At 60.9% G+C, this 19,081-nt stretch carries 17 protein-coding genes and 2 pseudogenes; 9 read left to right on the forward strand and 10 right to left on the reverse strand.

Annotated features, from left to right (window positions below):
* Nucleotides 1–17 precede the first annotated feature (17 nt).
* The 9 genes from DN412_RS28945 to DN412_RS28985 all read right to left on the reverse strand — a co-directional run bounded on the left by DN412_RS28945 (nt 18) and on the right by DN412_RS28985 (nt 9,424).
* Nucleotides 18–1,676: an electron transfer flavoprotein-ubiquinone oxidoreductase gene (locus tag DN412_RS28945; RefSeq protein WP_115214710.1), complete on the reverse strand. Its 1,659-nt coding sequence runs from the start codon at nt 1,674–1,676 to the stop codon at nt 18–20.
* A gap of 14 nt (nt 1,677–1,690) precedes the next feature.
* Nucleotides 1,691–3,487 carry an acyl-CoA dehydrogenase C-terminal domain-containing protein gene (locus DN412_RS28950; protein ID WP_115214711.1) on the reverse strand — a complete coding sequence of 599 codons (1,797 nt, stop codon included), beginning with the start codon at nt 3,485–3,487 and terminating at the stop codon, nt 1,691–1,693.
* A gap of 42 nt (nt 3,488–3,529) precedes the next feature.
* The gene (locus DN412_RS28955) at nt 3,530–4,471 is read right to left on the reverse strand and encodes an electron transfer flavoprotein subunit alpha/FixB family protein (protein ID WP_115214712.1); all 942 of its coding nucleotides are present in this window, start codon (nt 4,469–4,471) and stop codon (nt 3,530–3,532) included.
* Nucleotides 4,468–5,217 (reverse strand): electron transfer flavoprotein subunit beta/FixA family protein, encoded by a 750-nt coding sequence (locus tag DN412_RS28960; RefSeq protein ID WP_115214713.1) that lies wholly within the window; start codon nt 5,215–5,217, stop codon nt 4,468–4,470. Before DN412_RS28960 ends, DN412_RS28955 begins: the two co-directional genes overlap by 4 nt.
* Before the next feature lie 107 nt (nt 5,218–5,324).
* A complete protein-coding gene (locus tag DN412_RS45540; RefSeq protein ID WP_279635252.1) occupies nt 5,325–5,459 on the reverse strand; it encodes a hypothetical protein in 135 nt (44 codons plus the stop codon).
* Nucleotides 5,460–5,554: 95 nt separating this feature from the next.
* Complete coding sequence (locus tag DN412_RS28970) at nt 5,555–6,385, reverse strand: alpha/beta fold hydrolase (protein WP_115214715.1); 831 nt, start codon at nt 6,383–6,385, stop codon at nt 5,555–5,557.
* 357 nt (nt 6,386–6,742) lie between these two features.
* Nucleotides 6,743–7,675, reverse strand: coding sequence for a 3-hydroxyacyl-CoA dehydrogenase NAD-binding domain-containing protein (locus DN412_RS28975; RefSeq protein ID WP_115214716.1), 933 nt, complete (start codon nt 7,673–7,675; stop codon nt 6,743–6,745).
* 48 nt (nt 7,676–7,723) lie between these two features.
* Entirely contained in the window at nt 7,724–8,680 is a 957-nt protein-coding gene (locus tag DN412_RS28980; RefSeq protein ID WP_244222814.1) for a 3-hydroxyacyl-CoA dehydrogenase, read from the reverse strand.
* 126 nt (nt 8,681–8,806) lie between these two features.
* A complete protein-coding gene (locus DN412_RS28985) occupies nt 8,807–9,424 on the reverse strand; it encodes a response regulator (protein WP_115214717.1) in 618 nt (205 codons plus the stop codon).
* A gap of 435 nt (nt 9,425–9,859) precedes the next feature.
* Here DN412_RS28985 and DN412_RS28990 point away from each other — a divergent pair, with 435 nt between their 5' ends.
* The 8 genes and pseudogenes from DN412_RS28990 to cyoE all read left to right on the forward strand — a co-directional run bounded on the left by DN412_RS28990 (nt 9,860) and on the right by cyoE (nt 17,585).
* Complete coding sequence (locus tag DN412_RS28990; RefSeq protein ID WP_115214718.1) at nt 9,860–11,089, forward strand: sensor histidine kinase; 1,230 nt, start codon at nt 9,860–9,862, stop codon at nt 11,087–11,089.
* On the forward strand, nt 11,086–11,724 hold the full coding sequence (locus DN412_RS28995; RefSeq protein WP_115214719.1) for a response regulator: 639 nt from the start codon (nt 11,086–11,088) through the stop codon (nt 11,722–11,724). The genes DN412_RS28990 and DN412_RS28995 overlap by 4 nt, the downstream gene beginning before the upstream one ends.
* A 711-nt stretch (nt 11,725–12,435) precedes the next feature.
* Nucleotides 12,436–12,588: pseudogene (locus tag DN412_RS44775) on the forward strand (acetoacetate decarboxylase); the annotation flags it as partial.
* Nucleotides 12,589–12,607: 19 nt separating this feature from the next.
* Complete coding sequence (cyoA, locus tag DN412_RS29005; RefSeq protein ID WP_244222815.1) at nt 12,608–13,714, forward strand: ubiquinol oxidase subunit II; 1,107 nt, start codon at nt 12,608–12,610, stop codon at nt 13,712–13,714.
* A 7-nt stretch (nt 13,715–13,721) separates the two neighbouring features.
* Nucleotides 13,722–15,698 carry a cytochrome o ubiquinol oxidase subunit I gene (gene cyoB / locus DN412_RS29010; protein ID WP_115214720.1) on the forward strand — a complete coding sequence of 659 codons (1,977 nt, stop codon included), beginning with the start codon at nt 13,722–13,724 and terminating at the stop codon, nt 15,696–15,698.
* 2 nt (nt 15,699–15,700) lie between these two features.
* Nucleotides 15,701–16,324, forward strand: coding sequence for a cytochrome o ubiquinol oxidase subunit III (gene cyoC / locus DN412_RS29015; protein ID WP_115214721.1), 624 nt, complete (start codon nt 15,701–15,703; stop codon nt 16,322–16,324).
* Nucleotides 16,325–16,326: 2 nt separating this feature from the next.
* Entirely contained in the window at nt 16,327–16,659 is a 333-nt protein-coding gene (gene cyoD / locus DN412_RS29020) for a cytochrome o ubiquinol oxidase subunit IV (RefSeq protein ID WP_115214722.1), read from the forward strand.
* 38 nt (nt 16,660–16,697) lie between these two features.
* Nucleotides 16,698–17,585, forward strand: a complete 888-nt coding sequence (gene cyoE / locus DN412_RS29025) for a heme o synthase (protein ID WP_115214723.1) — start codon at nt 16,698–16,700, stop codon at nt 17,583–17,585.
* Nucleotides 17,586–17,606: 21 nt separating this feature from the next.
* Here cyoE and DN412_RS29030 read toward each other — a convergent pair whose 3' ends face one another.
* Nucleotides 17,607–18,191, reverse strand: coding sequence for a DUF6436 domain-containing protein (locus DN412_RS29030; RefSeq protein WP_244222816.1), 585 nt, complete (start codon nt 18,189–18,191; stop codon nt 17,607–17,609).
* Nucleotides 18,192–18,899: 708 nt separating this feature from the next.
* Here DN412_RS29030 and DN412_RS44780 point away from each other — a divergent pair.
* A pseudogene (locus tag DN412_RS44780) lies at nt 18,900–19,081 on the forward strand (alpha/beta fold hydrolase); the annotation flags it as partial.

Below are 19,081 nucleotides of genomic sequence, written 5' to 3' on the forward strand. Positions count from 1 at the left end.
TGTCCGGCGTTGCCGCTTTACATGTTTGGGTAATTCGGACCGCCGCCACCCTCTGGTGCGGTCCAGGTGATGTTGCCGTTTGGATCCTTGATGTCGCAGGTCTTGCAGTGCACGCAGTTCTGCGCGTTGATGACGTACACGTTCTGCTCGCCCTGGGTCGTCCATTCGTACACGCCGGCCGGGCAGTAGCGCGTGGAAGGCCCGCCGTACACATCGTGCTCGGAGCTCGCTTGCAGTGCGGCGTCGGCAACACGCAGGTGTACGGGCTGATTCTCCGTCTGGTTCGTGTTGGACAGGAACACCGATGACAGCCGGTCGAACGTCAGCTTGCCGTCTGGTTTGGGGTACGCGATCTTGGGCGTGGCACTAGATGGCAGCAGCGCCTGGTGGTCGGGGTGTCCATGGCGCAGGGTGCCGAACATGCTGAATCCCGCGGTGTTCGTCCACATGTCGAGCCCGCCGAACAGAGTGCCGGCCGCGGTGCCCAGTTTCGACAACAGCGGCTTCAGGTTGCGCACCTTCTTCAAGTCCTGGCCGATCGGCGAGGTGCGCCACCCGTCCTCGTAGCCGGCCAGTTCGTCGTGCGCGCGCCCACTCTTCAGGGCGGCTGCTGCATCCTCGGCCGCCAGGATGGCAGACAGGATCGCGTTATGGCTGCCCTTGATACGCGCCACGTTCACGAAGCCGGCGGCGCACCCTACAAGCGCGCCACCGGGGAAGACGAGCCGGGGCACTGACTGCCAGCCGCCTTCGCTGATCGCCCGCGCGCCGTACACCAGTCGCTTGCCATCCTCCAACGTGGCACGCACCAGCCCGTGCGTCTTGAAGCGCTGGAACTCCTCGAACGGGCTGAGCCAGGGGTTTCGGTAGTTTAGGTGAACGACGAAGCCGACCGCGACGAGGCGCTCGCCAAAGTGATAGAGGAACGAGCCCCCACCCGTATCGTTGGAGAGCGGCCATCCGAGGGTGTGCTGCACCATGCCTGGGCGATGGACTTGCGGCTGTACCTGCCACAACTCCTTGATGCCAAGGCCGAACTTCGGCGTATCCCGACCGGCTTGCAAGCCAAAGCGCTCGATGACTGTTTTGCTCAGACTGCCTCGCGCTCCCTCGGCGAACAGTGTGTACCTGCCTCTCAGCTCGATGCCGCGCGTGTAGTCGTCCATCGGCTTGCCGTCGCGTCCCACGCCCATATCGCCGGTCGCGACGCCGATGACCTGGCCCTTGTCGCCGTACAGCACCTCGCTCGCGGCGAAGCCGGGATAGATCTCGACGCCCAGGTCTTCGGCCTTCTTCGCGAGCCAGCGACACACCTCCCCGAGCGACACGATGAAGTTTCCCTCGTTGCTCATTAGCGGCGGCATGGCCCGGGTGGGAATGCGGATCGCGTGCTTCCGGGTCAGCCAGTAGAAGCGGTCGTCGAGCACCGGTTGCCGGATGGGACAGGCTGGGTCCGTGCGCCATTCTGGCAGCAGACGGTCGATGCCGATCGGGTCGATCACCGCACCGGAGAGGACGTGTGCGCCGACCTCCGAGCCTTTCTCGACGAGCACCACATGCAGGGACGGATCGACCTGCTTCAGGCGGATCGCAGCGGCCAGCCCCGCGGGGCCGGCGCCGACAATCACCACGTCGAACTCCATCGCCTCGCGGGCAGGCAATGCATTGTTGTCCATGCTGGCCTCCGCGCTCAGAACGCTTCGTCGGGAAGGTCCATCAGGGAGCCGGTCCCCGTCTTGATCCGCTCCAGCAGCAGCGCGGTCTCGGGCAGCATGCGCTCGAAGAAGAAGCGGCCGACAGCGAGCTTGGCGCTCAGGTAGGTATCGCCATGCCCCGGGGCGGTGGCCAGCCTGCTGCTGGCCGCTTCGCACATTCGACCCCACATGTAACCGAACGCCACCAGCCCGAACAGGTTCAGGAAGTCATACGCGGAGGTGCCGAAGACGTTGGGGTCGTCGCCGGCATGCGTGGTGATCCACTGGCCGGCCTGCTGTAGATCGCCAAGCGCCGCCTTGAGGCCCGATACGTGCATGGCAAATGCCGGGTTGCCGGCATTCCGTTGCAGCCAGGCTTCGACTTCGCGCACGAACGCCTTCATGGGCTCGCCGCCATTCATGTCGAGCTTGCGGACGACCAGATCCATTGCCTGGATGCCGTTGGCGCCTTCGTAGATCTGGTTGATGCGGGCATCGCGCACGAACTGCTCCATGCCGTTCTCCGCGATATAGCCGTGTCCGCCGTAGACCTGCTGGGCCAGCACGGCGCCGTTGAATCCCATGTCGGTGCAGAAGGCCTTGATGACCGGGGTCAGCAGGGCCATGTGACCTTCCGCCTGTTCGCGCACCTCGGGTTCGACGGCGCAAGCGGCAAAGTCGCTCTGGATGCCGGTCCAGACGGCCAGCGCTCGGCCGGCTTCCGTTGTGGCACGGACCGTCAGCAGCATGCGCCGCACGTCGGGGTGCACGACGATCGGGTCCGCCGGCTTGTCTGCCTGCTTCCTGCCGGTCAGCGCGCGGCTTTGCAGACGCTCGTGCGCATAGGCGGCGGCATTCTGGTACGCAGCCTCGCCGATCGCGAAGCCATGCACGCCAGTGCTGAGCCGGGCCTCGTTCATCATCGTAAACAGTGCATTGAGGCCCCGGTTCTCCTCGCCGACGAGCCAACCTGTCGCACCGTCGAAATTCATCACGCATGTGCTGTTGCCGTGGATGCCCATCTTGTGCTCGATGGAGCCGCAGGACGCGGCGTTGCGCGGGCCGACCGCCCCATGGTCGGTGGGCATGAACTTTGGGACCACGAAGAGCGAGATGCCATGCGTGCCGGCAGGCGCCCCTTCGATGCGGGCGAGCACGAGGTGGACGATGTTCTCGGCCAGGTCGTGCTCCCCGGCGGAAATGAAGATCTTCGTCCCGTCGATCGTGAACGAACCGTCCGGGCGGCGCGTGGCCCGGGTGCGGAGCAGGCCGAGGTCGGTGCCAGCGTGCGCCTCGGTGAGGTTCATCGTGCCGGTCCACTCGGCTGAGACCATTTTGGGGACGAACTTGCGCTTCAGTTCGTCGCTGGCATGTTGCAGTAACGCAGCGACTGCGCCCCGAGTCAGGCCGCCGTACATCGAAAAGGACAGGTTCGCCCCCGCCATGAACTCTGTCAGCGCGCCAGCGAGGACGGACGGGAGGCCCTGGCCGCCGTACTCCTGAGGGAACTTCAGGCCGTTCCAGCCGCCTTCGCGGTACTGCGCGTAGGCCTCCTTGAAGCCGCGCGGCGTGGTGACGCTGCCGTCATCGTGACGCACGCAGCCCTCGCTGTCGCCGGTACGGTTGAGGGGGGCAAGAACGTTGTCGCAGAGCCTGGCCGCCTCGGTAAGCGTTGCCTCGACCAGGTCGGGCGAGAAGTCAGCATAGCAGGGCAAGTCGGCGTAGCGCTCGATATGGAAGACATCATTGAGCAGGAACAGGTAGTCCTGCACGGGGGCTTTGTAGGTGGGCATGGAGGTCTCTCTGGGAATGAAGTTGCAGGGGTGGGGAGGGCTTCAGCCCTTGGCGAGTGCTTGCACGAGTTCGGGCACGGCCTGGAACAGGTCAGCAACCAGGCCGAAATCGGCAATGGAGAAGATGGGGGCCTCGGGGTCCTTGTTGATCGCGACGATGATTCGCGAGTCCTTCATGCCTGCCAGATGCTGGATCGCACCCGAGATGCCGATGGCAACATACAAGTCGGGAGCCACGATCTTTCCGGTCTGGCCAACCTGCCAGTCGTTGGGCGCATAGCCGGCATCGACTGCCGCGCGCGACGCGCCCACGGCGGCGCCTAGCCTGTCGGCCAGCGGCTCGATGTAGTTCTTGAAGTTGTCGTGGCTCGAAACGCCGCGGCCACCCGATACGACAATGTGGGCGGACGTCAATTCCGGCCGCTCGAGCTTCGGCAGGTCCTGTGACAAAAACTGCGTGAGGCCGGAATCCGCCGCGGCAGCAACCGATTCGATGGGTGCGGCGGAGCCCCCGGTGCTCACGGCCTGAAATGCGCTCGTACGCACGGTGATGACTTTCTTCGCGTCCATGCTGCGGACCGTCTCGATGACGTTGCCCGCGAAGATCGGCCGGTCGAATGTCTCGGTGTCGTGCACGGCGATCATGTCTGACACCTGCATGACGTCCAGTAGTGCTGCCACGCGCGGCATGACGTCCCGGCCGACCGTAGAGGAGGGTGCCAGCAGCGCGCCGTAAGCGGGTGCAAGTGACACGACGAGCGCCGCCACGGGTTCGGCGAGCAGATGGTCGTAGGCTTGCGCGTCGGCGATGAACACCTTGCCGACGCCGGCAAGGCATGCAGCCGCTTCCGCGGCCGGGCGGCAGCCGGACCCCGCGACAAGAACGTGCACATTCTTATCCAGCTTGAGTGCGGCGCTGACGGCCCGAGATGTGGTATCGCGCAGCGTGATGTTGTCGTGGTCTGCTAGAACGAGACAGGTCATGCCAATGCTCCTGATTGCTTGAGTTTCTGGACAAGCTCCTGGACTGAGGCCACCTTGACGCCGGCCTCGCGGTGCGGCGGATCGGCCATCTTCAGGACTGCAAGCCGCGGCGCGACGTCGACCCCCAGGCTGGCGAGTTCGCGCATCGCGATAGGCTTCTTCTTTGCCTTCATGATGCTCGGCAGACTCACATGGCGAGGCTGATTGAGCCTCAGGTCGGCGGTGACGATTCCAGGCAGACACATGTTGACTGTCTGGTGGCCTGCGTCCACCTCCCGCTTGACTACCGCACGGTCGCCTTCGATCGCAATCTCCGATGCGAAGGTGGCCTGCGGCCAGCCCAACAGGCCTGCAAGCATCTGTCCGGTCTGGTCGCAGTCATAGTCGATGGTCTGCTTGCCGAGGATCACGAGCCCCGGCGCTTCCTCGAGGGTGATCTGCCTGAGTGCCTTCGCTACTGCCAACGGCTCGATCTCGCCGTCGTGCTGCAGTAACACGCCGCGGTCGGCGCCGATGGCCAGCGCCGACCGCAGAACATCCTCGACACCAGGTGGGCCTATCGAGACTGCAACGACCTCGGTCGCGGCGCCTCGCTCCTTAAGGCGGACGGCCTCTTCGACTGCGATCTCGTCGAACGGGTTGATGGACATCTTCAAGTTCGCGAGGTCGACGCCGGAACCGTCGGCCTTAACGCGGACCTTCACATTGGCGTCGACGACGCGCTTCACAGTGACAAGGATTTTCATGTATGTATCGGCAGTGATTGGTGGTGTGTCATTACCCTGGATGCTCGTGGGTTCCGATTCGACTCGCGAGGCAGAGGGCCTGAATCCCTGTTTGCTGCGAGGCTGCTTCACAGCATTCCGCAGAACATGCCGAGGTGAGCCGTCATCGTTGCAATCATGAATGCGTCGGCGCCACATGCGATGAAAGCCGCAGCCGTTGCGCCGAAGATGACGGCGAGCAAGTAGACAATTACCGCACTCACGTCAGCTTCTCCTATGAAGGAACTCCCAACAAACAGGGGGAAGTAGTCACTGGTGGGCTTCAACACGCACCAGCGGTTCATTCCGATTGGCGGGTTCAGGCCTTGATGAAGGCCAGGAGGTCCGCGTTGATGACTGCCGCCTGCGTCGTCGGCATGCCGTGCGGAAAGCCCTTGTAGGTCTTCAGCGTTCCGTTCCTCAGGAGCTTCGCCGACAGGGGCCCGGAGTCTGCGTAGGGCACGATCTGATCGTCGTCGCCGTGCATTACCAGCACGGGCAGGTTGATCTTCTTCAGGTCATCGGTGAAGTCAGTTTGCGAGAACGCGACGATTCCATCGTAGTGCGCCTTCGCACTACCCATCATTCCTTGCCGCCACCAGTTGTTGATAACGCCCTCCTGGGGTTTCACACCCGGCCGGTTGAAGCCATAGAACGGCCCCGCGGGGAGGTCTCGGAAGAACTGGGCCCGGTTGGTGGCGGTCTGCTGCTGGAGGTCGTCGAACACGCTCTTCGGGAGACCGCCCGGGTTGGACGCGGTCTTGACCATGAGCGGTGGCACCGCTGCGATCAGACAGGCTTTCGAGGCTCGCTTCTCGCCGTGGCGTGCCAGATAGCGCACCACTTCACCGCCGCCTGTTGAATGGCCGACATGGATGACACCCTTGAGGTCGAGATGATTTACCACGACGGCCAGGTCGTCGGCATAGTGGTCCAGGTCGTGCCCGTCCCAGACTTGCGACGAGCGTCCATGGCCTCGCCGGTCATGGGCGACCACGCGATAGCCCCTGGAGAGGAAGAAGAGCATCTGGGCATCCCAGTCGTCAGAGCTCAGCGGCCATCCGTGCGAGAAGACGATGGGAGTCGCATTTGCGGGCCCCCAGTCTTTGTAGAAGATCTGAACGCCGTCCTTGGTGGTGATGTAGCTCATGGCAAAGTTCCCTTGCGAAGTCAGTGCGCTGCTCGGTGCGGTAGAGGCTGCGGAGGATGGACGGGGCAAAGCGGCTGTCACCGCAGCGCCGGTACCCAGGACCAGTAATTGGCGGCGACTGATTTGACAGTGTGGTTGGACGGACTCGGGTTTCATGGTGTCAATACCCTTCAGGGGTTGGTCAAGGGGGTAGTCGGCTAAATCAATGTAGGTCCTCGTGGCCTTCGTTCCATCTCCCGTTGGAAGGGGGAGGGAATAGTCCGGGTGCCGGTGCCACTGGCCCACAAGCATCAACTCGTACGCGCACAGAGGAACCGAGGGGCGCCCACAGGCACCTCTCCGTGGCGCTTGAGCAAGTCATGCAGCGCGCAGCTTGAGTACGCCGGTCATCACTTCGTTCTCCCATGCGGCGAGTTCCTGAACCGAACGCTCACCGGCCTGTTGCAGCGCTCCGTCGATGAGTGTCTGACGAAGCGCTGGTGTAAGCTCAGGGTGGCCAAGCTCATTCATGCGGCTGAACAGACCGTCCATCAGGTGCTCCATGAAGTGCTGGATGCCGCCAGCGCCCCCACCCAAGTGCCACTGCAGCGTCGGGCCCATGACGCCCCAGCGCAGGCCCGGTCCGTAACACACGGCGATGTCGGCGTCCTCGACACTCAGCACGTCATGCTGGACGAGATACGCGACCTCACGATAGAGCGCCGCTTGCAATCGGTTTGCGACATGGCCGGGAAGCGCCTTGCGCAGCAAAATGGGCTTCTTGCCGACGGCGGAATAGAACGACATGGCCTGGTCGAGCGCGGCCTGCGATGTTTTCGCGCCGCCTACCACTTCGACGAGCGGCACCACATGCGGTGGGTTGAAGGGGTGGCCGACTACACAGCGCTCCGGATGTTTGCAGAGCGACTGCATCACGTCCATGGTGATACCTGAGGAGCTCGAGGCGATCAGGCTGTCGAAGGGCGTTGCGTCATCCATGTCAGCGAACAGCCTTGTCTTGAAGTCGGGGCGCTCTGGACCGCTCTCCTGCACAAAGTCGGCATCGTGCAATGCCCGGCGCATGTCGGGCTCGAAGCGCAGCCGATCGCGGCTGGCGCCATTGGCGATTCCTACCCGCAAGAGCAAGGGCCAGGCGTCGTCCACAAATTTGCGTAGCGCTCCTTCCGCGTTTGGAGCGGGGTCAGTCGCCACGACGTCAAATCCTCGAGCCAGGTAATGCGCTGTCCAGCCAGAGCCGATGAGGCCTGTACCGACGATGGCAACGCGACGGATATGCTTGGCATAAGTCATGAAGCAGTTCTCCTGCAAAAGAAAGTAGGGAATCGACAGGGCGGGCCGTCAGTGACTCTCGACGGGAACTTCGGCGTAGGCGATGCCGGCGAGGTTGCCTTGCGCGAACGTCAGCACGCGCTGGTCGGAACCATCGAGTGCGGAGGCGTAGACCGATCCGCCGAGGTCGGTCATGAACATGCGCCCGCCCTTTACGTCAAGGGCGATACCAATGCCTTCCATCAGCCCGGAAAAGACGATCTCCTGCGCGCCGCGGTCCTTGAGCGCGACGTCCATCGGTGCGCGATTCACTGTATTGCCTCGCGGCGCGTCGCCGCGATCAGTCCAGTACATCATCCGGTGCTCGAGATCCAGTTCGAGATCAATCGGCTCCGGCAGACCGCTATAGAGGACTTCGATGTCCGACCGGCTCGCAGGGGTTTCGCCTGCAGGCAGGTCCAGGCTGGCGCGGAAGATGCGACCATCGTTGGTGTTGTCCGCACCCTTCTGAGTCCAGTAGAGGTGGCGTCGAACGGGATCGACAGCGACACCGACACACCAATTGCGTACATGCGCGCGGTCGGTATCTCCTTCGCCACTCGCCACCAGCGTCTCGACGTCTGTCCCGTCGACGTTGCAGCGCATGACCCGCATGCCTTCGCGATCGCACCAGTACAGCTTGCGGGAGTCTGTCGAAAGGTGCAGTTGCTTGGGTGTGTGAGTGCCGCCAGCCGCTACGATGGTGCGACGATTGCTGCCGCCTAGGTCGACGCGCTCGATCGAGCCATCGTTGGCCTGTGGGTCGCCCATGTTGGTCCAGTAGATGTGGCCGTGGTCCGCGTCGACCGCGATCCCGTCAGGCAGGCGGCAGTCTGTTGCCAGCACCCGCAAATCGCGGCCAGCAGTGTCGATGGAGAAGATCCGGTTTCCGCTCAGTTCGAGTACGAACAGCCTACCGGTGGTGGCCCGCTGCGCCTGTGCACGCAGGTAATTCGATTTCCGCATTGTCAGCTCCTTGCGCGGCATGCGTGTTCGCCGCGTAAGAAGCATTGAATCGCGAAGGCCCTGCGGTTGACGTCTCCCAAACGGATGGGGTGCCGGTAATCGAAAGATTGCGCCTCGGTGTCCGACGGCGATCCCGGGCCGCTTGTGCTAGAGCAGTCCCCTCTCGCGTGCTATTACAACCGCTTCTGTACGATTCCGGGCGCACAGCTTTCCGAAGATCCGCTTCAGGTGAGTCTTCACGGTGCCCGCGCCGATGCCGAGCATCGTGGCAATGCACTGATTGCTCCTTCCGGTGGCGATGCCTTCGAGCACCTCTTTTTCACGGGAAGTCAAAGGTTCCACAGTGGCGCGATTCGACAACCTCTTCTTCAGGTGATCAAGGACTCGCGGATCTCCGTTCAGCACAGAGCGGATACACGCAACGATCTCCGATGTGGCAGTGTCCTTGAGCAGATAGGCACGTGCCCCAGCGCCGACTGCGCGCTCAATGTCCGCGTCTCGGGCCAATGTCGTCAGCATGATTACGGCGGCCTGCGGTTGATGCTCCCGGATTTGACGCAGCGCTTCCGCTCCGTCCAGTGTTGGCATGTTCAGGTCGAACAGCCCCACGTCTGGCTTGGTCTCCCGCCACAGCGCGATGGCCTCGGCCCCGTCGGACGCTTCCCCCACAATGGCAAGGTCCCCATGCGATGAAAGCAGTGCGCGCAAGCCGGCGCGAAGGATCGCGTGGTCGTCAGCGATCATGACTCTGGTTGGTGCGTTCATGATGCAAAGGCCTCCACAGGGTGTGCCACCGCGTGACTGTTACCTCAGGCTATTGATCAACGCCTCGGCCGACAACTGCCCTTTGGCACAGGGTCGGGTAGATCCTTGGATAGAGGCTGGAGCTGAATGTCGCGAATGCTCCACTGCGGAGGCTCCGAAAACGCAGAGATGGGTGCAAAGAAGTGCGGTACTGCAGGCCGTGTTTCTCTACCAGGTGGTAACAAGGGCGCCTGCCATGGCGATTCGAGCACTCCTCGCGCGACCGTTGGCGGCACCTGTTTCGCCGAGAGAATTCGGCGAACTGCAAGCTCGTGAAGGCGGTGCTAGCATGCGCTTGCGGTCGGCTTGCGGGAGCGGCCACGGCAAATGAGAAGGCGGTAACCAAGCCCCAGGTGTGGAGACCGCGCTGCAAGTCAGTTGTGATGAGGCGTGCCCATGATGAATCTTTCAAATGTTTCGCACTATGAGTCGGCTTGCGCGCCGCCGGGCGCTCTTCGAAGAATCAATGAAGCGCTGCTCGCGTCGGTCGCACATCTGGAGTCTGATGGTCTCGACTACTTTCTGGAGACGATTGTTCGGCATGCGATTGAGATAGTCGATGCATCCGCGGGGTGGTTCACCTTGCCATCGGCCGACGAGACCCACTTCGAGATCGTTGGCGCCGTGAAGCGCGACATGCAGAGCGGCAAAATGGTTTCAATCCATCTTGTCGAGCGGGTCCTTCCGGTGACCCGATTTCCGGGCGAGCTTTGGAGAGCCGCCAAGGCGGCAGACGAGCCATTCTGGCACCGACTCGAATGGCGACATATTCCAGTGAAACTGCGATTCATTTACCCGAAGGGCCACCGTGATGCCCTGCGGGTACCCATCCGATTTGGCGGTAGGACGCTTGGATTTCTGTCGTTGGTCTTTGGCCCGGAAGGGGGACGGTGCGAAGCCGGCCCGAACATAACGCGCATGCTCGGCCAGCATGCCGCCGTAGCGATCGGCATGCAGCACCTGCGAAACAGCGCCTGCGAGGCTACTGGCCGAGCAGTGATCGAAGCGGAACGCGCACGCATGGCAGGCGAGATCCATGACAACCTGGCGCAGGCATTCCTAGCCGTCATAGTCCACTCGCGCGCAGCACGGCTAGGCGACTGTCGAACGGACACGCAGCGGCTGCTGAAGTCTCTGGACGAGATTGAATCGGCGGCAATTGCGGGTCTCGAGGAGGCGCGCCGCTCCGTGTTTTCGCTCCGTTCGGTCCAATTGGAGCGCGACGGATTGATCCGCGCACTGGAGCGGTTGGTGAACAGCCTGTCAACGAACGGACGAACGAAATTTGTCCTTGTCAATCACGTGGGAGTGCCCGCTGTCACACCGGCGGTTGAGGACACCATCTACCGCATCGTCCAGGAGGCGACGCAGAACGCGCTGAAGCACGCTGACGCCAACGTCGTGACGGTGCAGCTTGAGCAATGCGGAGGCAAGCTGCGTGTTCGTATCGAGGACGACGGAGACAACATGGCGCACGATCTGATTCAGCTCGCGCGCGAACGCGGAGGCCTCCGAGGGATGCGCGACCGGGCTGAAGGTTGTGGCGGCAGCCTTTTCATCGAAGCATGTTCGCCGCGCGGGACACGCGTCGATGCCCTGTTGCCCTTTAAGGATTCATTGGTTTGACTGAGCGAGCCTCCAATCGGGTACGCGTGATTCTGGCCGACGATCACGCAATTTTTCGACACGGTATTCGCGCGGTGCTCGAGCACTGGGAAACTGTTGAGGTCATCGCCGAATGCGGCGATGGTCAGAGCGCGCTGGAAGCGTACTTTGCGCTACGGCCAGACGTGCTGCTGCTCGACCTGCGGATGCCGCGCCTAGACGGCCTTGAAGTCGTACGGCGTGTACTGGAGGGCGATCGCACTGCGCGGATCCTTATCATGACGACCTTCAACACCGACCACGATATCGGGCATGCTCTCCGCGCGGGGGCCAAGGGCTACCTGCTCAAGGATGCTACGCCGGAAGAGGTGCACAGCGCGATTCTCCGTGTGGCCGATGGCGGGATGGTTCTCGCCCCAGATATCACCGCCCAGTATGTGCAACTCAGGAGCCGGGTGGAACTGTCGCCGCGCGAGTTGCAAGTGCTGCGCTTGCTGTCTGCTGGGAAGCCTAACAAGGAGATCGCCCGCGACCTGTCGCTGGAGCTCGGCACAGTGAAGGGGCACGTGAGGTCGGTATTCGACAAGCTCGGCGTGCGCAACAGGACCGAGGCGGTTGCCGAGGCTACGCGGCGCGGGATTGTCTCAGGCCATTGAGCGATTCCCGTGGCCGACGTCCCCCGAACAAAGGGGATTGTCGCGTGGGTGCGCTGGACCCGCGCGTCCTGCTGCTCGACCTCCGGATACGGTGGCTAGACATCCTGAGTAAGTTGCGGGGCGCTTTCTCGAAGCCGATCGCGCCGGGCTGGTGCTCATCAATACCACTAAAACACGACACCGATCAGGATACCGGGCACGTCCTGCGCGCAGGAACCAGAGACTTACCGGGCAAAGGATGCTCCACCAGATGATGCGTGCCGCGCGAATCTGCGTGTTGCAGAAGTGGGATGGTCCTTGCCTCGGGAACTGCAGCATAGTCATGCACAGAGGAAAGGCGGTTGCCGAGGTTTTGCGGCGCGGGGCCGTGTCCGGACACTGAGTATCCATCCTTTCGAGCGTCGCCAGCCCCTTCTTTTGAGAGATGTCGGCCGGAGGTCCGCTGGCATTTAATGCTTCATATGCCGCGAACGTTTGACGCGGCCTAAGGAGCTGACCATGCGGATATCAAAGGACCTGCACCCACGGGTACAGCGTACCAGCCCCGGCAGACTGTTCGTGCTTGAACTGAGCGGTAACCGGATCTTCTCCATTCCCACGCCAGGAATTCCTCGACCGAACAGCCATCGCCTGGTGTAGCGGACCTTCGATCAGCGCCCGTCGCAGCGCCGCCGTCAGCCGTCTGCGGCAGCGATGCCGACACACCGACGGCACGCGCATGCGCTGGCATCCGTTGCCAAACTGCCTGTACGCCGCGTCGTGGGCGCGAAGCATCTCATTACAGACCTCACGCTTGATATCGGCGAAATCGCTTTCGACTATCTCGCACCAGCCGAGGCGGCGGAGTTGGTCGTCAACCAGTAGCGCATCGCAAGGAGTAAACATGTCATTGCAAGGGAAAGTCGCGCTCGTTACCGGCGCTGCCAGTGGTATTGGCGAGCAATGTACACGCCAACTGGCCAATGATGGTGCGGCAGTCGGCTTGCACTTCATGACCGGTGGTTCTTGCCTCGCGACGCTACTGAGCAGCCGGTGGTGCGTCGAGGTTCATCGACGCGCAATGTCTTATGGTCTTAGGACTGGCATGAAAGAGATTCTTTGGAAATACGTGCGGTACGCGCCTGTGGCATGGGCGCTGACGAACCTCAGCGGCTGCAGTTGGGTTCTCTTCAACCCAAAGGGTAGTGTCGGCGTCGCGCAGCGCGATCTCATCATCACCTGTATTGCGCTAATGCTGTTCGTGGTCGTTCCCGCAATCGTGCTGACCTTTGTCTTTGCATGGAAATACCGGGCAAGCAATCAAAAAGCCAGATACACCCCGGACTGGGCGCATTCCACCAAAATTGAACTAATTGTGTGGGGCATCCCTCTGGTCATCATTGTCGCGCTTGCCACCATCGTATGGAAGTCGACCCACGAGCTTGATCCGTACAAGCCGTTGAACGAGGGTGGCGACCCGATCAACGTAGAAGTCATCGCTACCGACTGGAAGTGGGTCTTCATCTATCCCGACCTGGGCATCGCCACCGTCAACGAGCTGGTGTTTCCCGATAATCGTCAGGTGGCGTTCAGCATCACATCGAATTCGACGATGAACACCTTCTTCATCCCGCAATTGGGAGGTCAGGTGTACGCAATGGCCGGCATGCGCACCAGTCTTCATCTCATTGCCAATGAAAAGGGCGCCTATCGCGGCATGTCCGGGAATTTCAGCGGCCCGGGATTTTCAGATATGCATTTCACGGCCTATGCAAAGAGCGAAAGGGAGTTCAATCGCTGGGTGGCGCAGGTCAGAACCTCGCCGATGTCGCTTGACTACAGCGCATTTCTAAAGGTTTCCAGGCCGAGCCAGGCGAACGACGTCGTCCATTTTTCCAGGGTCGAATCGGGTCTGTTCAAGCGGCTCATAGACCAGTTCGTTGACTCTGGCAAGCAAATTTCCACTCAAGCGGCCATGGCCAGTGCCGCAACGACGGCTAACCAGGAGTAAGACACTCATGTTCGGCAAATTAAGTTGGAGTGACATTCCGCTGCAGGAGCCCATCATCGCGGTGACGTTGGCCGCCATTCTGGTCGGGGGAGTGGCGGTACTGGGGGCCCTGACGTACTTCGGGAAATGGAAGGTCCTGTGGACCGACTGGCTGACAACCGTCGACCATAAGCGCATTGGCATCATGTATGTGGCGGTTGCCATCGTCATGCTGCTTCGCGGCTTTGCAGACGCGCTCATGATGCGTGCCCAACTGGCCATGGCTGGTCCTGGCAGTGAAGGGTTCCTGCCTCCGCACCACTACGACCAGATCTTTACGGCACACGGCGTGATCATGATCTTCTTCGCCGCCACGCCATTCGTGGTCGGCCTGATGAACATCATCGTGCCGCTACAGATCGGCGCGCGCGACATGGCTTACCCTTTCCTGAATGCATTCAGCTTCTGGACCTTTGCGGTTGGCGTCGTGCTGGTCATGCTTTCACTGGGCGTTGGCGAGTTCGCACAAACGGGCTGGGTCGCCTACCCACCGCTGTCCGAGCTGGAGTTCAGCCCGGGCGTAGGGGTGGATTACTACATATGGGCGCTACAGGCATCTGGGTTAGGCACCTTGCTTACCGGCGTAAACCTGTTTGTCACGATCCTGCGCATGCGTGCGCCGGGCATGACAATGATGAAGATGCCGATCTTTACGTGGACGGTATTTGTCACCAGCATCATCATCATCGCGTCCTTCCCCATCCTGACGGTAGCGCTCGCCGCATTGGCGCTTGACCGCTATCTCGACTTCCACTTCTACACCAATTCGCTCGGTGGCAACCCGACAATGTATGTCAACCTTGTGTGGGCGTGGGGCCATCCCGAGGTGTATATCCTCGTATTGCCGGCCTTCGGCATCTTCTCGGAAGTCACGGCAACATTCGCGCGCAAGAAGCTGTTCGGCTACAAGTCGATGGTCGGCGCGACCCTGGCCATTGGCGTTCTTTCCTTCCTGGTATGGCTGCACCACTTCTTCACGATGGGCTCCGGGGCAAACGTCAATGCCTTCTTCGGCATCATGACGATGATCATCGCCATCCCGACCGGCGTAAAGATCTTTACCTGGCTTTTCACCCTGTACGGCGGCCGTGTCGAGTTCACCCCGCCCATTCTCTGGACCCTGGCGTTCCTTGTCACGTTCACTATTGGCGGTATGACCGGGGTACTGCTGGCCATCCCCGGGGCGGATTTTCCGCTCCACAACAGCCTGTTCCTGGTCGCGCACTTCCACAACACGATTATCGCGGGCGGCCTGTTCGGCTATTTCGCCGGCATGTACTACTGGTTCCCGAAGGCTTTCGGCTTCAAGCTGAACGAGCGACTGGGAAAGTACTCGTTCTGGTGCTGGGTTATAGGCTTCTATCTTGCGTTCATGCCACTGTACATGCTCGGCTTCATGGGCATGACGCGTCGACTGAACCACCACGACAACCCGCTGTGGACCCCGTACCTCCATGTCGCCTTCGTTGGTGCCCTGTTCGTGCTGGCTGGAATCGGCTTCCTGGTACTGCAAATCATCGTCAGCATCCGGGATCGCATGGACAATCTCGATGTAACCGGCGACCCGTGGGACGCCCGTACGCTCGAATGGGCTACTACCTCTCCGCCGCCGTTCTACAACTTCGCAGTGGTACCGCACGTGGATGAGATTGATGCATTCCACGAAGCAAAGAAGCGTGGTCTGTCAAACGGGCCCATACGGTACGAGCCGATTCACATGCCGCGCAGTACCGGTGTGCCCTTCATCATGAACGTGTTCATCCTCTTGCTGTGCTTCGCCCTCATCTGGCACATATGGTGGCTTGCCGCAACCAGCGCGATCGCGACCATCGTGACGCTCATCGTTCGCTCCTACGACAACGATACCGACTACTACGTGTCCGCCGAAGAAGTGGCGCGCATCGAAAACGCAGGCCTGACCGGTCTCGAACATAAGGCAGCCTGATCATGACCACTTACACTTCGCTTCAGACGGCGCGTCCACATGTCCAGGTCGTCGAGCATGTGCACGATGCCCACGGCTCGACGAAAGCGCTGGGGATGTGGATCTACCTGATGTCCGATTGCATTCTGTTCGGCTCGCTGTTCGCATCGTACGTGGTGCTAAATGGCGCTTACGCAGGTGGCCCGACTCAGAAGGACCTCTTCGAGCTGCCATACGTGCTGGCCGAAACGTTCGTTCTGCTGTTCTCCAGCATCACGTACGGCTACACCATGCTCGCAATGCGCCTTCACGACCGAGCCGGGGTCCTGCGCTGGCTGGGCGTGACGTGGCTGCTCGGCGCGGCCTTCATCGGCATGGAGATCCATGAGTTTCATCATCTGATCGCTGAAGATCACGGCCCGAATCGCAGTGCATTCCTCTCCGGCTTCTTCGCGCTGGTGGGAACTCACGGCTTGCACGTAGCGTCCGGACTGATCTGGATGGCCGTCGTGTGGCACCAGGTTTTTCGCCGCGGGCTGACGGCCACGAACATGACGCGCTTGTCCGGCCTCAGTTTGTTCTGGCACTTCTTGGATCTGATCTGGATTTGTGTCTTCACCATCGTGTATCTGTTTGGAGCGCTTTGACAATGGCAAACGTTACGACGACTCGTACCGGAGGCGAACACGGCAGCGCCCGGTCGTATAACCTGGGATTCGCGCTATCGGCCATCCTCACGATCATACCGTTCATGCTTGTCATGCATCCCGTGCTGTCGCGTCCGGCCACGCTGTTGACTGTTGTGGTGTTTGCCGTCGCACAACTCATCGTTCAACTCGTGTACTTTCTGCACATGAGCCGTTCGTCAGAGGGCGGCTGGAATCTGATCAGCTTCGCTTTTACGCTGCTGATTCTGCTCATTATCGTGGCGCTATCGGTCTGGATCATCTGGAGCATGCATTACAACATGATGGTCAACTGAAGCAGCAAAGCGCGCGCTCAACCAATACCGGCAACGCTATGTTACGTTCCTTTCTTCAAGTCACCAAACCTGGCATCGTGATTGGTAATCTGATCTCGGCGACTGGCGGCTTTCTGCTGGCCTCGCGTGGGAATGTCAATTGGGAACAAGGCTGTCTCGTTGCTTTGAGCGTCGCGCTGACTGTCGCCTCAGGGTGTGTTCTCAATAATGTCGCCGACCGTGACATCGACGGTATGATGAAGCGGACCCGAAACCGCCCGATGGTCAAGGGAAGGGTTTCGGTGCCGCAGGCACTCATGTTCGGATTCATCCTGGGGCTCGCGGGAATTGGCCTTCTGTACTACGCGGCTCATCGGCTGTTGCCCGTGTATCTGTTACTGACAGGTTATGTGGTATATGTTGGCCTCTACACCCTCTGCCTGAAGCGCAACTCCATCCATGGAACGCTCGTGGGGAGTATTTCTGGCGCAATGCCACCTGTCGTCGGGTATTGCACGGCAAGCGGCAGCTTCGATGGCGCGGCGCTGGCGTTAGTTACAATCTTCTCTCTCTGGCAGATGCCACACTCCTACGCCATCGCAATCTTCAGGGAAAAGGACTATCGCGCTGCTGGTATCCCGGTACTGCCCGTGGTCCGTGGATTCCAGGCAGCTCGCTTGCACATCGCTACCTATATTCTCGCCTTCACTGCCGCAGCGCTGACACTAGGATTGCTCGGATATGTCGGCAAACTCTATATGTTATTAGCCCTGGTGAGCGGGTTATATTGGTTCCGGCAAAGCCTCGCCGGTTGGACCACTGCCAGCGAGCCGCGGTGGGCACGGAAGATCTTCTTTACGTCGATTGCTGTTGTTGTCGTACTGTGCGTCGCGATGTCCCTGGATTACGACACTCGACCCCCGGTCATGGCATCCTTCGGGCATTAGCCACTCAAGCGATCTTACCCGTCAGGGTTCCGAGCGCGCGCTCCCGGCCTCGGTATTCCATGGGCAGTAGCATCCCACGGCCATCATACCCATGGGCTTGACTTCCTGGCCCGCAATGAGCTTGTCCAAGATGGGCTCTACAAAGCTGTTTGTTGAACTGCAAACTAGCCCCGCACTGTATGGCCCCGCGTAGGCCAGTTTGCCATTGGCAGCCCAGATAGCCATGGAGGGCGTAGCCGGCAAGCGTTGCATTCCTTCAATCTTGGCCAGCGGTTTGAGCTTGCCTCGTAGAAAGGCGGCAAGCTGGCCGTGCGTCCTTGGTTTCTGCACACTATAAAAGTCCACATTGGCGTTACGGTACATCTGAATGAGATAGTTCAGATGCGCGTCCGTCTCCTTGTTGCACGTGCAATCGGGATCCCAGAAATGAACAACCCGGATTCGCCCGGTATTGCCAGCGAGGTCAGAGGGCAAATGCAAGTCCGAATCGCCGAACACCACGGCGCGTTCCGAATAGTTGGCCAGCATTCCGGCGCCAAGGTAGCGCCAAAGTTCGACGCCGGCGATGCTGAGGATGGTCGCCAGCAGACACAGCAGGGCAGTCACTGCACTACGACTGAGTATCGGTGTTTGGAAGGAACCAGGCGGTTGCGGAGAGGAGGGTATGGGCATGTTGATGTCACGCTCAGGCGCGATGCCGTAAGGCGGTCAAAATCAACCGAGGACGTGCATCCACATCCATAGTACGTGCGAGTTCGTTTTCCATCGTGTCCACTCCTGCAGCGCTTCCGACGGAACAACGATCGCCGTTTGCAAACGGATAGTCAATATACCTTTGGTATTGCTCCTGGGCCGGAGCGCACCGGTCGACGCCGATGTTGTGGTTTCTGCAGATCGGCCCCGTTATTCCGCTCACCTGTACGACGGTGTCGCCAACATCATCGTTCATAGAGTGCCGCCCCGCCTTTGGCCTATCTTGCATTCTGCCGGGCACTACGATGTGCCCGAAGCGTGACCGACCTGCGCAACTCCTGCACCGATGGCGCTGCGGCTCCTCCGTCTATTGGGAGATGCGCCCATAGCTGCGAGCACCTACAGTGTCCTTACCCGTTCATTGCCGCTGTATCAACCAGGAAGGATATTGACTCCATGCAACGCATCTCCGAGCCACTACAGCCAACCGGCCCTGAAATTACACGCCGCCAATTGCTGGTTCTCGGGGCCGGCGCTGCGGTGACTGCGACTGTGCCCTTTGTAGTGTCCGCTGCTGCTGCAGCGTCGGACAGCGCGGCAATCTCGCAAGGAGCCTTAGCTGTGAGCTACATCACCACCAAGGCGGCGTTCAGATTTTCTACAGAGACTGGGGGCCCGCAAATGCGACTCCCATCGTCTTCTCGCACGGATGGCCGCTGAGCTCTGACGACTGGGATGCCCAGATGCTCTTCTTCCTCTCCAGGGGCTATCGCGTGGTCGCCCATGACCGGCGAGGCCATGGA

Origin of the sequence: Cupriavidus lacunae (assembly GCF_003353055.1) — a bacterium.
GTDB lineage: Bacteria > Pseudomonadota > Gammaproteobacteria > Burkholderiales > Burkholderiaceae > Cupriavidus > Cupriavidus lacunae.

Bases quoted from the DNA above. Each gene is read 5' to 3' on its own strand.
- DN412_RS28980 (WP_244222814.1), bottom strand. From the start codon at position 8,680: ATGCCGCGCAAGGAGCTGACAATGCGGAAATCGAATTACCTGCGTGCA.
- DN412_RS28955 (WP_115214712.1), bottom strand. From the start codon at position 4,471: ATGACCTGTCTCGTTCTAGCAGACCACGACAACATCACGCTGCGCGAT.
- DN412_RS28950 (WP_115214711.1), bottom strand. From the start codon at position 3,487: ATGCCCACCTACAAAGCCCCCGTGCAGGACTACCTGTTCCTGCTCAAT.
- cyoD (WP_115214722.1), top strand. From the start codon at position 16,327: ATGGCAAACGTTACGACGACTCGTACCGGAGGCGAACACGGCAGCGCC.
- DN412_RS28960 (WP_115214713.1), bottom strand. From the start codon at position 5,217: ATGAAAATCCTTGTCACTGTGAAGCGCGTCGTCGACGCCAATGTGAAG.
- DN412_RS28985 (WP_115214717.1), bottom strand. From the start codon at position 9,424: ATGAACGCACCAACCAGAGTCATGATCGCTGACGACCACGCGATCCTT.
- cyoE (WP_115214723.1), top strand. From the start codon at position 16,698: ATGTTACGTTCCTTTCTTCAAGTCACCAAACCTGGCATCGTGATTGGT.
- cyoA (WP_244222815.1), top strand. From the start codon at position 12,608: ATGTCATTGCAAGGGAAAGTCGCGCTCGTTACCGGCGCTGCCAGTGGT.
- cyoB (WP_115214720.1), top strand. From the start codon at position 13,722: ATGTTCGGCAAATTAAGTTGGAGTGACATTCCGCTGCAGGAGCCCATC.
- DN412_RS28970 (WP_115214715.1), bottom strand. From the start codon at position 6,385: ATGAGCTACATCACCACCAAGGACGGCGTTCAGATCTTCTACAAAGAC.
- DN412_RS28975 (WP_115214716.1), bottom strand. From the start codon at position 7,675: ATGACTTATGCCAAGCATATCCGTCGCGTTGCCATCGTCGGTACAGGC.
- DN412_RS28990 (WP_115214718.1), top strand. From the start codon at position 9,860: ATGATGAATCTTTCAAATGTTTCGCACTATGAGTCGGCTTGCGCGCCG.
- DN412_RS28945 (WP_115214710.1), bottom strand. From the start codon at position 1,676: ATGGACAACAATGCATTGCCTGCCCGCGAGGCGATGGAGTTCGACGTG.
- cyoC (WP_115214721.1), top strand. From the start codon at position 15,701: ATGACCACTTACACTTCGCTTCAGACGGCGCGTCCACATGTCCAGGTC.